General features: G+C 42.1%; 16 protein-coding genes. 7 read left to right on the top strand and 9 right to left on the bottom strand.

The genetic code is table 11. The annotated features are described in order from the left end of the window. Positions 1-190: 190 nt before the first annotated feature. Together tssD (JCM15548_RS19070) and tssD (JCM15548_RS19065) are read right to left on the bottom strand one after the other, a co-directional pair. On the bottom strand, positions 191-436 hold the full coding sequence (gene tssD / locus JCM15548_RS19070) for a type VI secretion system tube protein TssD (protein ID WP_062128618.1): 246 nt from the start codon (positions 434-436) through the stop codon (positions 191-193). A gap of 4 nt (positions 437-440) precedes the next feature. After that, positions 441-869, bottom strand: a complete 429-nt coding sequence (tssD, locus tag JCM15548_RS19065; RefSeq protein ID WP_062128616.1) for a type VI secretion system tube protein TssD — start codon at positions 867-869, stop codon at positions 441-443. A 324-nt stretch (positions 870-1,193) separates the two neighbouring features. Here tssD (JCM15548_RS19065) and darT point away from each other — a divergent pair, with 324 nt between their 5' ends. Both darT and darG read left to right on the top strand, forming a co-directional pair. After that, complete coding sequence (gene darT / locus JCM15548_RS19060) at positions 1,194-1,853, top strand: type II toxin-antitoxin system toxin DNA ADP-ribosyl transferase DarT (protein WP_062128614.1); 660 nt, start codon at positions 1,194-1,196, stop codon at positions 1,851-1,853. An 11-nt stretch (positions 1,854-1,864) separates the two neighbouring features. Beyond that, positions 1,865-2,896, top strand: coding sequence for a type II toxin-antitoxin system antitoxin DNA ADP-ribosyl glycohydrolase DarG (darG, locus tag JCM15548_RS19055; RefSeq protein WP_062128612.1), 1,032 nt, complete (start codon positions 1,865-1,867; stop codon positions 2,894-2,896). Between the two features lie 26 nt (positions 2,897-2,922). On the opposite strand, the gene JCM15548_RS19050 is transcribed toward darG, so the two are convergent. The 6 genes from JCM15548_RS19050 to tssD (JCM15548_RS19025) all read right to left on the bottom strand — a co-directional run bounded on the left by JCM15548_RS19050 (position 2,923) and on the right by tssD (JCM15548_RS19025) (position 6,840). Further along, on the bottom strand, positions 2,923-3,606 hold the full coding sequence (locus JCM15548_RS19050) for a toxin-antitoxin system YwqK family antitoxin (protein WP_062128610.1): 684 nt from the start codon (positions 3,604-3,606) through the stop codon (positions 2,923-2,925). A 54-nt stretch (positions 3,607-3,660) separates the two neighbouring features. Further along, positions 3,661-4,233 carry a hypothetical protein gene (locus tag JCM15548_RS19045; RefSeq protein ID WP_062128608.1) on the bottom strand — a complete coding sequence of 191 codons (573 nt, stop codon included), beginning with the start codon at positions 4,231-4,233 and terminating at the stop codon, positions 3,661-3,663. 23 nt (positions 4,234-4,256) lie between these two features. Beyond that, positions 4,257-4,586 (bottom strand): hypothetical protein, encoded by a 330-nt coding sequence (locus JCM15548_RS19040; RefSeq protein ID WP_062128607.1) that lies wholly within the window; start codon positions 4,584-4,586, stop codon positions 4,257-4,259. A 107-nt stretch (positions 4,587-4,693) separates the two neighbouring features. Beyond that, entirely contained in the window at positions 4,694-5,293 is a 600-nt protein-coding gene (locus tag JCM15548_RS19035) for a hypothetical protein (protein ID WP_062128605.1), read from the bottom strand. Further along, complete coding sequence (locus tag JCM15548_RS19030; RefSeq protein WP_062128603.1) at positions 5,290-6,177, bottom strand: hypothetical protein; 888 nt, start codon at positions 6,175-6,177, stop codon at positions 5,290-5,292. The genes JCM15548_RS19035 and JCM15548_RS19030 overlap by 4 nt, the downstream gene beginning before the upstream one ends. Before the next feature lie 231 nt (positions 6,178-6,408). Beyond that, positions 6,409-6,840: a type VI secretion system tube protein TssD gene (tssD, locus tag JCM15548_RS19025; RefSeq protein ID WP_062128601.1), complete on the bottom strand. Its 432-nt coding sequence runs from the start codon at positions 6,838-6,840 to the stop codon at positions 6,409-6,411. A 296-nt stretch (positions 6,841-7,136) separates the two neighbouring features. Here tssD (JCM15548_RS19025) and JCM15548_RS19020 point away from each other — a divergent pair, with 296 nt between their 5' ends. Next, the gene (locus JCM15548_RS19020) at positions 7,137-9,404 is read left to right on the top strand and encodes a DEAD/DEAH box helicase (RefSeq protein ID WP_083985262.1); all 2,268 of its coding nucleotides are present in this window, start codon (positions 7,137-7,139) and stop codon (positions 9,402-9,404) included. On the opposite strand, the gene JCM15548_RS26475 is transcribed toward JCM15548_RS19020, so the two are convergent. Then, positions 9,378-9,527: a nucleotidyltransferase domain-containing protein gene (locus JCM15548_RS26475; protein ID WP_083985261.1), complete on the bottom strand. Its 150-nt coding sequence runs from the start codon at positions 9,525-9,527 to the stop codon at positions 9,378-9,380. The two genes, JCM15548_RS19020 and JCM15548_RS26475, sit on opposite strands and share 27 nt — an antisense overlap. Positions 9,528-9,546: 19 nt before the next feature. Between JCM15548_RS26475 and JCM15548_RS19015 the strand changes: the two genes are divergently transcribed. The 4 genes from JCM15548_RS19015 to JCM15548_RS19000 form a co-directional block, all read left to right on the top strand. Continuing rightward, on the top strand, positions 9,547-10,050 hold the full coding sequence (locus tag JCM15548_RS19015) for a helix-turn-helix transcriptional regulator (protein ID WP_062128597.1): 504 nt from the start codon (positions 9,547-9,549) through the stop codon (positions 10,048-10,050). Positions 10,051-10,052: 2 nt separating this feature from the next. Further along, positions 10,053-10,700, top strand: coding sequence for a nucleotidyl transferase AbiEii/AbiGii toxin family protein (locus JCM15548_RS19010; RefSeq protein ID WP_062128595.1), 648 nt, complete (start codon positions 10,053-10,055; stop codon positions 10,698-10,700). A 580-nt stretch (positions 10,701-11,280) separates the two neighbouring features. After that, entirely contained in the window at positions 11,281-11,886 is a 606-nt protein-coding gene (locus tag JCM15548_RS19005; RefSeq protein ID WP_062128593.1) for an ATP-binding protein, read from the top strand. Between the two features lie 142 nt (positions 11,887-12,028). Then, positions 12,029-12,294: AAA family ATPase (locus JCM15548_RS19000; RefSeq protein ID WP_157482965.1), on the top strand; the 266-nt coding region annotated here is incomplete at its 3' end.

Here is a 12,294-nt window from a genome sequence, read left to right as displayed (position 1 = left end):
TGCTACCGTTGGGGTCGGTGGGTGCGCTAACGCGGTGCTGGTGGGCGGGTGGAATAAATCCGTAGCTGGTGTAGGCATAGCCTATGCCTTTAACGAAACCGGTATAAGGGATGCGCAGGCTTTGCAGGGCATGGAAATCGGCCCGTGAAATATAGCGTTTGTTGTAGCTTTTCATTGGTCGGTACTTGGATTAGTTGAGGGGCCATCGGTTGTAAAATTCAATGTCGTTGAGCCATACTTGCTCGGGTGAAATGGTTAAAACGGTACGGATGCCGCCTACGGCGTCAATTATCCGGTCGAAGCCGATGCAATAGGCGTTTTTGAATTTGACTTTTAATACGGCGTTGGCGCCTTCGCGACGAAAGACGATTTCGCCTTCCAGTGAAAAGTTAACGGAAAGGCTGGTGTCTGTTTGATCGTAACTGGGTAGTTGCATGTGGTTAGTTTTTAAGGTTGACCCATCTGTTGATTTTGTCTGCTGTACCAATGACCAATTTGCGGGCGGACAGGGTGAAGCTGGTGGTGGCATAGGTGCTGCCGGTTTCTGTGAAGTTGATTTCCATGCCTACACAGGCGGCATCTTCAAAATGGACTTTTTCGATGGGAATGCCATCGGCATCGCAGATGACTATGGCGCCGCTTAAATATCTGCCGGAGACTTTCATCCATTCCGTGAGTTCTTTGGTGGGGATGTTGGGGTAAACGATGTCGATGATGCCACCAACCACTTCGGTTTGTGCCTGACCGTTCTGGTCGGTTCCCTGCGCAAAGGAGTAGCTGCAGGTCATTAATTCATAGCCGTCGGTGAGGGGGGCCGGACTGGCATCGTTCAGTTGGCCGATGCGTAAGAAGCATTTGTGTCCAAACATAATCTTTTGAGTTAAGGTGGATAAAATATGGGTTTTCAGTGATTAGTTGTGGTTTGAGTCGGCAATTTAGTAGAAGTTTTTGTTAAATCAAAAACTTTTTTTTGTTGATGGGGTTATTTATTATGTTAATCAAAGCGCCGAATTGATTGGTGGGTCAACTGGGTTGGGGAGCGAAGGAGAGCGGTTGTCATGAATGCCTTATTGAAAATTTAGAAATGGGTCTTGGCCCAACGGTATATTATTTTGTGAAAACCGACCAGATTTATGTATCTTGGACATGCAAAAAAAAAAGAATATTTTTCTAAATAATTGAGTTAAAGCGTTGTGGAACTGGATAATGTTATACTTTACAGAATCACTCATGTTGAGAATATTCCTCATGTTCTTCAATATGGTATTACGCATAAAGATTCTCAAAATAAAAGTAGTACCTTCAAGAATATTGGAGATTTAAGTCTGATTGACAATAGGAGTGAAAAAGCCGTTGTTGTAGATAATGGTAATTCTGCCTTTGATAAAGATTTATCTTCTATAGTTTTAGGTGATTTTATTCCATTTTATTTTGGTGTCAGGATGCCAATGCTTTATGTGGCACAACATGGTGGCAATTTTGTAGAAAAGCCGACAGCTCCTGATGACATTGTTTATTTAGCTTGTCCATTAAGTAAGGTAATATCTTCAAGAATTGACTTTTTCTTTACCGATGGTCATGCATTTGATATGCTTACCTCTTTCTATGATGCGACAATGGTTAATGAACTTGTTAGTATTGTAGATTGGGATGCTGTAAGGTCTTCATATTGGGGCGGGAACGAGAATCTTGACGTAAAGAGGAAAAAGCAAGCTGAATTATTAGTTGCAAGGGATTTACCTCCCGATTTTATTACTGGCTTTGGATGTTATAATGATTTGGCCAAAAGCAGATTGGTTACTTTTGGAGTAGAGGAAAGTAAGATTAAAGTCATCCCCAAGGCTTATTATTAAAACGAAGAATTATGATCAGATATATTACAGGGAATATTTTGGAAAGCGACGCAGAAGCGTTGGTTAACACTGTCAATACAGTAGGTGTTATGGGCAAAGGAATAGCTCTACAGTTCAAGAAGGCCTATCCAAATAATTTTAAGGCCTATGTTGAGGCTTGTAAGAGTGAAGAAATGAGGATTGGTAAATTACTGGTTGTGCAAGATTCAAATTTCAGTTCAGGAGAGAAATTTATCATAAATTTTCCGACCAAGAAGGATTGGAGAAAGCCATCTGAATACAGTTTTATTGAAGCCGGACTAGATGATTTAATTCATGTTTTGCAGCGAAACAGTATCCGCAGCATTGCTATACCTCCATTAGGAGCAGGGAATGGTGGGCTTGATTGGGTGAAAGTTAAAAGGTTAATTGAGCAGAAATTGAGTGGTTTAGATGCTGAAATTGTGGTGTACGAGCCAACACAGCATATTAAAGATCAATTAAAGAAAGAAAGAGTTAAACTGACTGATGCACGGGCTTTGTTGCTCTATGTTTTATATGATTTAGTTAGAAACGGAGAATATGTGTCTGAATTTTCAAGCGAAAAAATCTGCTATTTCTTACAGCGATTTGGTGCTAAAAAGTATTTTAAGCTTGATTTTATTCCTAATTTTTACGGTCCCTATTCCGGGAAAGTTCGTTTTGTTTTGAACGTGCTAAATGGTAGCTATATTATGGGATATAGTGATATGAGTAAAAAGCCATTTGAGCCATTGGTTTTGGTAGCAGATGGATACGATATGGTGAAAAAGCATGTTGAAGGTGATGTTGAATTGCTTGAGATTGCTAAAAGGACGGTCGAATTTCTTACTGGTTTTTATTCGGATTTTGCACTGGAACTAATCTCATCGATTGATTTTATTGCGTCAAAAGAGAAAAGCCTGGAAAACAAATTGATTCGTGAGGAGCTTGAGAAATGGAGCGACAGGAAAAGAAGTTTGTTTTCAAACCCTAAATACATTGATATTTCTATTAAGCAGTTACAGCACGCTGAATTTGCGTAGAGAGGGTGTCTTGCTATCCAGAGTTGTTAGAATCGTGAACACAGGTCCACAAGGTTACTAATGCTAAATCGTTTGTCATTACAGGTAAAGACTTCCCTTTCTCTCAATTGGGTTTTGATCAAAAGGTTGGATATTTCTTTAACTGGTATCTTTACATCAAAATTAGAGGCTTCAAATCTTATGGAATCAATTGGGTTCAACGATGAATCTTCAAATATTATTACACTGGATATTTTAGTTCCGGGAGGTTCAGGCATCTGAATGGGTAAAGTCAGGGTATCGTTTTTGAGCATTATTTCATCCTCGTTGTAGGTTATTAGGACCCCCGATTCGGAGTCAAAACTTCCATCTTCTGCATAATTTCTTAAATAGGCAAGTCGCCCCATAGTATCGAAAAACTTGTATACGCTTAAGCTTCCATTGTTATAATACTCGTATGCGGAATTGACTATAGTGCCATTCCGGTAACTGTATTTATTTTTGATGCTTCCATCTGGGTAATATTCCCAAGAATTACCGTTTTTGGAATCATGGTTGATCGCATGGATTGAAGAAATGCTTCCATTTTTGAATTCCAGGGAAAGGGAATTTGTCTTGCTGTTGATTCGTAATGAGTTCTCAGAGGTTTCCTCTATGGTGAAGGTGGTTTTTCCTTGGCAAGAAGCCAATGCTGTTGAAATTAATAAGATGACGAACTTGTAGTAAATCATTTTATCAGGTGCTTTGGGGTTAGGTTTATCAGGTGTCTTGAGTTTTTTGGTAGCCTATAAATCATGCAGTTCCCAGAAATAGTCGTTCTGTTCATCGTAGATGACTATTTGGGTTAGCAGTATATTTTCCTTTATATATACAAACACCCAATTTCTGGTGATATTCGTCTTGGGCTGCTTTAATCTGAATACAATATTGATCAGATTTTCTTTAATTAACAGAGGTTGGGATATGAAAAACAGGTTAGTTTTAAGATCAATTGTGTCTTTTGCAAAGGTGACTGCAGTGGATGGCAAATTCTTAAGGCTACTTTCAATTTCAATATTCTGTCTTTCCACTATTTCTTGAATTATACTTTGGTCGGAGCTGTAGTTAAAAACTTGTTGGCCATTCAGGTATAAGTTGTACACAGATTCACGGGTATTCTCATTTTCGTATTGGTGATACAAGTCTAAAGCATTTGTTGATATGCTGTCCGGCAAAGTTTGGTTAATGAAATTAAGTGCAGTATCAAAGATATCTTCCCATTGGCTTTTGGTCAGTTGGGGATAATGTTCAGAGTTGGGTTTGCAATTACATATTAAAAAACTAAAAAGTAGTGTGCCTATTACAATTCTAATTCTCATAATACCATTATTTTGAGTTGTTTTTAAAGTTCGTAGGGACTTTGTTTCTTACACCAAGAGGGTTCTGAGTGGGTCGAATATAAAGAAGAGAGTCTCCTGTTGCCGGGCTTGTTTTTCCTGGGTGGGGAGTTCCATGAGGTGTCGACGAGCTGGGTGATGGTGGTTTGTTGATAGCTTTGGGTATAGGGCACTCTGGTGAGTGCACTAACGCGGTGCTGGTGGGCGGGAGGAATAAATCCGAAGCTGGTGTAGGCATAGCCTACGCCTTTAACGAAATCGGTATAAGGGATGCGCAAGCTTTGTAGGGCATGGAAATCGGCCCGTGAAATATAGCGTTTGTTGTAGCTTTTCATTGGTCGGTACTTAGGTTAGTTGACGGAAAGGCTGGTGTCTGTTTGATCGTAAGACATTTTGTGTCCAAACATAATCTTTTGAGTTAAGGTTGATTTAATATGGGTTTTTAGTGATTAGCTCTAGTTTGAGTCGCAGAGTTTCCGTTTAATTTTTCTACTTTATAGAGCATGTCTTTTTGCCAGTCATAAACACTAATAGTTTGGTAGTGATTTTGATTGTTTGGATCTTCGCTAATGTAATATATCCAGAATTCATTTTGAGGTTCAATTCCTTCGGATTTTTTTGTAATAGTGAAAGAGAAAATGTTGTACGATACCGAAAAAGGTTCAGATATTAGTAGTAAGGAGTTATTCGAAACGATCGTGTCTTTTGTGAGCGTAATGGTTAAATTTTTTGTAAGGCTTTTGATTAAATCTTTAGTAAGAGGCTTGTTGGTTCTAGAAGACAAATACCTAATGGTTCTTTTGGAAATTAAATAATTCAAGGGCTCATCAAATGAGAGATAGGCTACTTGGTTTTCATGTGAGGTTCCTTCATTATAGAAATGGTCGTAAAGTTTTATTGGTTCTGAAAAGGCTCCCGAAAATTCGAGTGAGGAAAGTAAAATATCATCCATCTGGGAATAGTCAATTGATGTTTTAGCTGGATTAATGCATCCAGGCATGAATATTAAAAAGAGTAGATAGATTGATTTGTAAGTTTTCATTTCAATTGGATTTTTTTTCTTAGTAGGATGTTGTCTTTTTTATAAACTGGGGCGAAAAGCGTTGAATCTTTTCCAACCAGCAAAACTGAATCTCCAGTTGGGTCAATGTATCTTCGGCTAATCATTTCTAATTCAGGTGTTCTGATCCACCCTTTATATTTGTTTGATTCTTTATTTTGGGAGGAAATAGTATCGGGTATGGCTTCGCTCTCCACCCCATAAGCCTCCCTTGGCGCAGAAACACTTCCCATATCGCCTAATTTCTCCAAGCATTGGCCGAACCAGGCCCAGAAGTTGGTGGAGCGGTTGTTGGCGCGGGGGCGGGACATGCTGCCGATGAGGGAAATCCAGGAGAGGGCGTCTGAGAGGATGTAGGTTTTGTGGGCTCTGAAAGGGGTGGCATCCATTGGGGCGGTGCCGTTGGGGTCGGTGAAGATCCAGCCGTAGTATTGCCAGGAGGTTTGTTGCCGGGCTTGTTTTTCCTGGGTGGGGAGTTCCAGGAGGACCTGGCTGGCGGTGAGGTTGATTTCTCCGGGGATTTCTAAAGGTGATATTTGATCAGTGTTGCTGGCAAAGGTGATGTGCATGTCGCGCAGGTAGCCACTGGTGGTTGCTTGCTTTCCGGTGGCTTTGTTGATATAGCCGATTTTGTATTTCATTCCGGTGGGGGTGTCGGTGATTTCCCGGATGAGTTCGCAGTCGGCCGATAGCTGCTCGATGCGTCCGTTGCCCAGGTTGAGGTTGTTACCACAGCCGGGTCGTTTGGTGACCAGCAGTAGGATCAGGTCGTCGGGTTGTAAATGGAGACTGCGGACTTGTGCCTCAGGTGAGGTGTCGACGAGCTGGGTGATGGTGGTCTGTTGATAGCTTTGGTTATAGGGCACTCTGGTGGGTGCACTAACACGGTGCTGGTGGGCGGAGGAATAAATCCGAAGCTGGTGTAGGCATAGCCTACGCCTTTAATGAAACCGGTATAAGGGATGCGCAAGCTTTGCAGGGCGTGGAAATCGGCCCGTGAAATATAGCGTTTATTGTAGCTTTTCATTGGTCGGTACTTAGGTTAGTTGACGGAAAGACTGGTGTCTGTTTGATCGTAACTGGGTAGTTGCATGTGGTTAGTTTTTAAGGTTGACCCATCTGTTGATTTTGTCTGCTGTACCAATGGCCAATTTGCGGGCGGACAGGGTGAAGCTGGTGGTGGCATAGGTGCTGCCGGTTTCTGTGAAGTTGATTTCCATGCCGACACAGGCGGCATCTTCAAAATGGACTTTTTCGATGGGAATGCCATCGGCATCGCAGATGACAATGGCGCCGCTTAAGTATCTGCCGGAGACTTTCATCCATTCTGTGAGTTCTTTGGTGGGGATGTTGGGGTAAACGATGTCGATGATACCACCAACCACTTCGGTTTGTGCCTGACCGTTTTGATCGGTTCCCTGCGCAAAGGAGTAGCTGCAGGTCATTAATTCGTAGCCGTCGTTGGTGAGGGTGGCCAGACTGGCATCGTTCAGTTGGCCGATGCGTAAGAAGCATTTGTGTCCAAACATAATCTTTTGAGTTAAGGTGGATAAAATATGGGTTTTCAGTGATTTGTTGATGTTTGAAGCTGCAATTTAGTAGAAGTTTTTGTTAAATCAAAAACTTTTTTTGTTGATGGAATTATTTGTTATGTTAATCGATACGCCGAATTGATTGGTGGGTCAACTGGGTTGGGGTAAGAAGGTGTGCGGTTAATGAAATCAATTTTCGAACAAATGTGATTTCGATGACTTTCCAAACTAAGGGAAGTTTTTCTATTTTTGGAGAACAGAATAATCTGCTATAAGATACTAATTGACAAGGAATGACTCGTCCTAATAGGCCATCAAGAGCGGTGGTGCTCCTGAAAAAATATGAGGCTTTGCCTGTTTTGCACCGTGAGATGGTGAATGCTTTGACCATTTTCTTTTGTGGGTTTTATAAGTACAATAAGAAGGCCAATCTGGTGCGGCTGGTGGAGGGTGATTTCAATGCCACGGAGATTAATGATGCTCTGGAGGATTTGGAGAAGGCAGGGCTGGTTGTTGCTGAGTCGCATTACTATACGGTGCCTTTTGATTTAAAGATGGAACTGTTTCGTCAGCTCATCCGGCAACCTGCTTATGAGAAGTTGGCGAGAAGGGCTGAAAGGACGGATTTTTGTGAGGCGTGGACGGTGCCTTCGGCTTTTTACTTGCGTGAATATTTGATCTCGGTCTTTCTGCAGGAGTATGATAAGGATGGGCAAAAGGTGGCGGTGTACGTGGGGAGGATGGAGGGTCTGAACCAGCTTCATGGCTACTATGTACGTATGATGGAGATGCCTGGTTACGACAAGGCATTTTTGCATTCTACAAGTTTTTTTGTTTCTGTAGTCATGCTGACGGTTAAAACCAGTCTGTGGCGACTTTCTAATATGGCTACCCTGCGGATTCAGATTCTGCCGATGGGGGACGGATTGAAGGCGGAGATGTTTGTGAAGCCGCTGGGCAGTGCGCCGCCTTATCTGAAGCCCGGAAAGGGTGGCAAGGTGGTTTATGGCTCTATGGCGGGTGAACGCTGTCAGGCAGTGCGCCAGCTGAATGCGGAGATGGAAAACGCGGAGTGTTTTTCCAATGAGCTGGCGAAGACGATGGATGCGGATCTTGCCCAGGACGCTGTGCTGTTCAGCGATCCCTATCATTGCCTCAATCTTTTGGAGACCATTGATCAGCATCCCGATCTGGCGGTGGTGGAATGGCCGGAGGGGGAGCGCTTTAAAATGAAGAAGAAGGCTTCTTTTGATCAGCTTCACCTGAGGGTGAAGCGCAAGGGGGCGTGGTTTGAGCTCCAGGGGGAGCTCAAGGTGGATGAGGAGACGGTTTTGTCCATCAAGGATTTGCTGAGCCTGTCGAGAAAGGGCAGTGGCCGTTTTATTGAGATGAAGAAGAATGAGTTTCTGGCCCTTACGGAAGAATTAAAAAGGCAGATGGAGGAGCTGGATGCTTTTGTGACCATTGATAAAGGGGCGGTGAAAGTCAATTCTTTTGCGGCGCATTCGAAGGATGAGCTGACCAGTCAGGCGGCTTCTTTCAAATCGGACAAGGCGTGGAAGGATTTTCGCAAACGAATGGCGGACACCGAAAAGGTGGAGGTGCCTGTCCCGGCGACTTTAAAAGCGGAATTGCGGCCTTACCAGGAAGAGGGCTTCCGGTGGATGACCCGTCTCCATGCCTGGGGTGCCGGTGCTTGTCTGGCCGACGACATGGGTCTGGGAAAGACCGTGCAGGCCATTGGGATGCTGCTGCACCTGGCGGAAAATGGTCCCTCACTGGTGGTGTGTCCCGCTTCGGTGGCGCCCAACTGGTGCAGCGAGCTGCGCCGCTTTTCGCCCACTTTGAATCCGGTACTTTTGAAAACCGGTAACCGGGAGGATACGCTGTCGGCCCTGACTTCCTTTGATGTGCTGGTGCTTACCTACGGTATGCTGCAGAGCGAGGAGGCGCGGGTTTCTAAGATTAATTGGTCGATGGCCATACTGGATGAGGCACATGCCATTAAAAATACGCAGGCGAAGTCGTCGAAGGCGGCCATGAGTATTCAGGCCGACTTTAAATTGGCGCTGACGGGTACGCCGGTACAAAACCATCTGGGGGAGCTCTGGAACTTGTTTAATTTCTTCAATCCGGGGCTGCTGGGTACCTTGGCGCACTTTACCGACCACTATGTTAAAAACGAGTCGGCCTCCCAAAAAGGACATCTGAAAAAAATGATTGCGCCCTTTATTCTGCGTCGCACTAAAAACAAAGTGCTGGATGAGTTGCCGTCCAAGACGGAGATAACCTTTGGGGTGGAACTCAGTGAGCCGGAAATGGCATTTTATGAGGCGCTGCGGCGACAGGCCATTGAGGATCAGGCGAGCGACCGCGCGCACCGGATGGGGCAAATGCGGCCAGTGACGATTTACCGTCTGGTGGCTAAAAACACCATTGAGGAAAAAATTGTGCAGCTGCATGCCACCAAACGCGATATGGCTAACAGTCTGCTCGAGGGCACCGACAAAAGCGCCCGGCTCTCTACGACGGATTTATTGGATTTGTTGCGGGAGATTTAGGGGGGATATTGGACTTACCAAAGCGATATCAATGTCACTTTCTGTTTGATGTATATTTTTCGCGTAAGATCCAAATAAGTATGCAGTAACAAATCCGGGGGTTTGTGCTGAAAGAGTAAGCAAAAATGTTTATATTTGTACTATGGTTAAGCAATTTGAAAAATATAGGGGTATTCATCCAGGTATTGTACTTGATAGAGAATTAAAAAAACGTTCTATCAAGCAACGTCCTTTTGCATTATCTTTAGAGGAACACCCACAAACGTTTAATGCTATTACGAAAGGAAAAAGAGGAATTAGCACGGCGTTAGCATTGAAGATTGAGCGAGAACTTGAATTGGAAGAAGGTTCGTTGGTGATATTGCAGGCATATTATGATATTCAAAAAATTAAAGAAAAAGAAATACAAAAAACGCCTGATCTGAATATCTTGAGTAAAGCTTTGTTTTGGGATACAGATATTCAACATATAAATTGGAAACGACAATACAGGGCTGTTATTCAGCGTGTTTTTGAGCGAGGGAATACAAACGACAAAGATGAAATTAGTCGCTTTTATGGTTCTGAAAAAGTGAAACAGGCTCTGAAAGAATCTAATATAAGAAGCCCATATACTTTATACAGATCCCATAAAACTACAGACTAAATATGTTGTATTATAACACCGTCAATGAGATTTTAAAGAATACATTGATTTCTCTAATGGAGTCTTCGGTTTTTGAGCCATTCCGTTTAGTTGGTGGCACAGCATTAAGCCTTCAATTAGGACATCGTTTGTCTATGGATATAGATCTATTCAGCGATGCTGCTTATGGTTCTATAGACTTTAAAGCTATTGATGAATTTATCGAAAAGACATTTCCCTATTACCATCATTTTTCAAACCTGGATCCGGCAATGGGTAAGTCTTACAGTATAGGCACAGATAAAGGCAATGTTGTCAAACTAGATGTATTCTATACGGACGCTTTCATACAGCATCCTTTTATTGAGGAGGGCATAAGAATGGCAACTATCGAAGAAATCATTGCTATGAAAATTGATGTGGTGCAACGTATTGGTCGCAAAAAGGATTTTTGGGATTTGGATGAACTGCTAACGCAATATGACCTTTCTTCTATGCTTTCTCTTCATAAACAGCGTTATCCTTATACACACGATGAAGAGCTCATATTCAATAATCTCATCAACTTTGAGATTGCCGATGTTGATTTCGAGCCAATCTGTTTAAGGGGTAAGTATTGGGAGTTTGTTAAAGAAGATATTATTGATGCAGTAAAAGCGTATAAACCCTAATTTACATATTCGGCTAGGCGTAGACTTTGTATTTTGCCATTGGATTGGTAATGGCTACTGTCCATGGCTGTTCGTTGGGTGGTTGGTCCCAGTGTAAGTGTTAATTAGGAAGTAGTCATCATCTGAGCTTTCGAACCAATACTAAATCAGCTTATCCTTATTGAAATTTGGTTGTTCCATTTTTCAAAAACACAAGTTTTTCATATTAAACCCGATACAGCGTTTGGTTATATACAAACACCCAATTTCTGGTGATATTCGTCTTGGGCTGCTTTAATCTGAATACAATATTGATCAGATTTTCTTTAATTAGCAGAGGTTGGGATAATTAAAACAGGTTAGTTTTAAGATCAATTGTGTCTTTTGCAAAGGTGACTGCAGTGGATGGCAAATTCTTAAGGCTACTTTCAATTTCAATATTCTGTCTTTCCACTATTTCTTGAATTATACTTTGGTCGGAGCTGTAGTTAAATACTTGTTGGCCATTCAGGTATAAGCTATACACAGACACACGGGAATTCTCATTATCGTATTTGTGATATAAGTCTAAAGCATTTGTTGATATGCTGTCCGGCAAAATTTGATTAATGAAATTAAGTGCAGTATCAAAGACGTCTTCCCACTGGCTTTTTGTCAGTTGGGGATGGTGTTAAACGCTCCAGTAAGGTTTTATCAGTATTCCGGGCGAATAGAGGTAATAAATCCAGGAGGATTGTATGGAAATGCCCGGCCAGAGAATTTTCCGGATGTGAATGACTACCGGAATCCGGTGGTAGCTGAAGCAATGAAAGTTTTGGGATATGTAAATAGGTTTAATAGGGGAATCGCCAGAGTTAAGGTTGAACTTCTTGATAATGGAAATCCGGAACCTGTATTTGATTACAAACGGATAGGAGTTTTTGGGGTAACAGTATTTGCTGCTCATAATGGGTGGGATGATCAGAAATCGGGTAAAAGACAAATTCGAAATACTAGGGAGAAAACTAGGGAGAAAATTTTACGTTTAATTGCGGAAGATCCTAAGATTACTATCAATGAGTTGGCAGCAAAAGTTGGAATTTCAGCTAAGGGCATCGAGTATCAGTTGCAAAAAATGAGGAAAGAAAAGATACTTTTTCGGATAGGGCCAGCAAATGGGGGCTTTTGGGAAATTCAAGAAATGCGCCTGGGTGAGTCCCTTGAATAATAGCCCTTTTCGAGGAGTCAAATCCAGATTTATTGGATTTTTAACTGGGCTAATGTTTGGCTTTTCCAAAGCTGAGTATTTTTGCTTGTGAAATTTTCGAGTGTAGAAGATTTTTTATATATTCGTATAAATTTGTTCGGCCATGGAAGAAAATTTTGCAGCTTTAGAGAGATATAATTTTTGGGACGGGAATGTTCCTGAAATGGGGTTTTACCGTGAAACTAATACGGACAAGATATTTGATTACACAGGGAGTAAACTTATTAAGGTGTTGGTTGGTCAAAGGCGTGCTGGCAAGAGTTATATTTTGCGGCAGATTGCCAATAAACTTATTGAGGATGGGATTAACCCCAGGAATTTGTTTTATATCAACAAAGAATTTACTGATTTTGACTTTGTAAGCACTTA

The organism is Geofilum rubicundum JCM 15548 (assembly GCF_000974365.1).
GTDB lineage: Bacteria > Bacteroidota > Bacteroidia > Bacteroidales > Marinilabiliaceae > Geofilum > Geofilum rubicundum.
The sequence above is the reverse complement of the archived record's forward strand: the minus strand, read 5'-3'. Positions and strand labels throughout refer to the sequence as shown.

Bases quoted from the DNA above. Each gene is read 5' to 3' on its own strand.
- tssD (WP_062128618.1), bottom strand. From the start codon at position 436: ATGCAACTACCCAGTTACGATCAAACAGACACCAGCCTTTCCGTTAAC.
- tssD (WP_062128616.1), bottom strand. From the start codon at position 869: ATGTTTGGACACAAATGCTTCTTACGCATCGGCCAACTGAACGATGCC.
- darG (WP_062128612.1), top strand. From the start codon at position 1,865: ATGATCAGATATATTACAGGGAATATTTTGGAAAGCGACGCAGAAGCG.
- JCM15548_RS19050 (WP_062128610.1), bottom strand. From the start codon at position 3,606: ATGATTTACTACAAGTTCGTCATCTTATTAATTTCAACAGCATTGGCT.
- JCM15548_RS19045 (WP_062128608.1), bottom strand. From the start codon at position 4,233: ATGAGAATTAGAATTGTAATAGGCACACTACTTTTTAGTTTTTTAATA.
- JCM15548_RS19040 (WP_062128607.1), bottom strand. From the start codon at position 4,586: ATGAAAAGCTACAACAAACGCTATATTTCACGGGCCGATTTCCATGCC.
- JCM15548_RS19035 (WP_062128605.1), bottom strand. From the start codon at position 5,293: ATGAAAACTTACAAATCAATCTATCTACTCTTTTTAATATTCATGCCT.
- tssD (WP_062128601.1), bottom strand. From the start codon at position 6,840: ATGTTTGGACACAAATGCTTCTTACGCATCGGCCAACTGAACGATGCC.
- JCM15548_RS19020 (WP_083985262.1), top strand. From the start codon at position 7,137: ATGACTCGTCCTAATAGGCCATCAAGAGCGGTGGTGCTCCTGAAAAAA.
- JCM15548_RS19015 (WP_062128597.1), top strand. From the start codon at position 9,547: ATGGTTAAGCAATTTGAAAAATATAGGGGTATTCATCCAGGTATTGTA.
- JCM15548_RS19010 (WP_062128595.1), top strand. From the start codon at position 10,053: ATGTTGTATTATAACACCGTCAATGAGATTTTAAAGAATACATTGATT.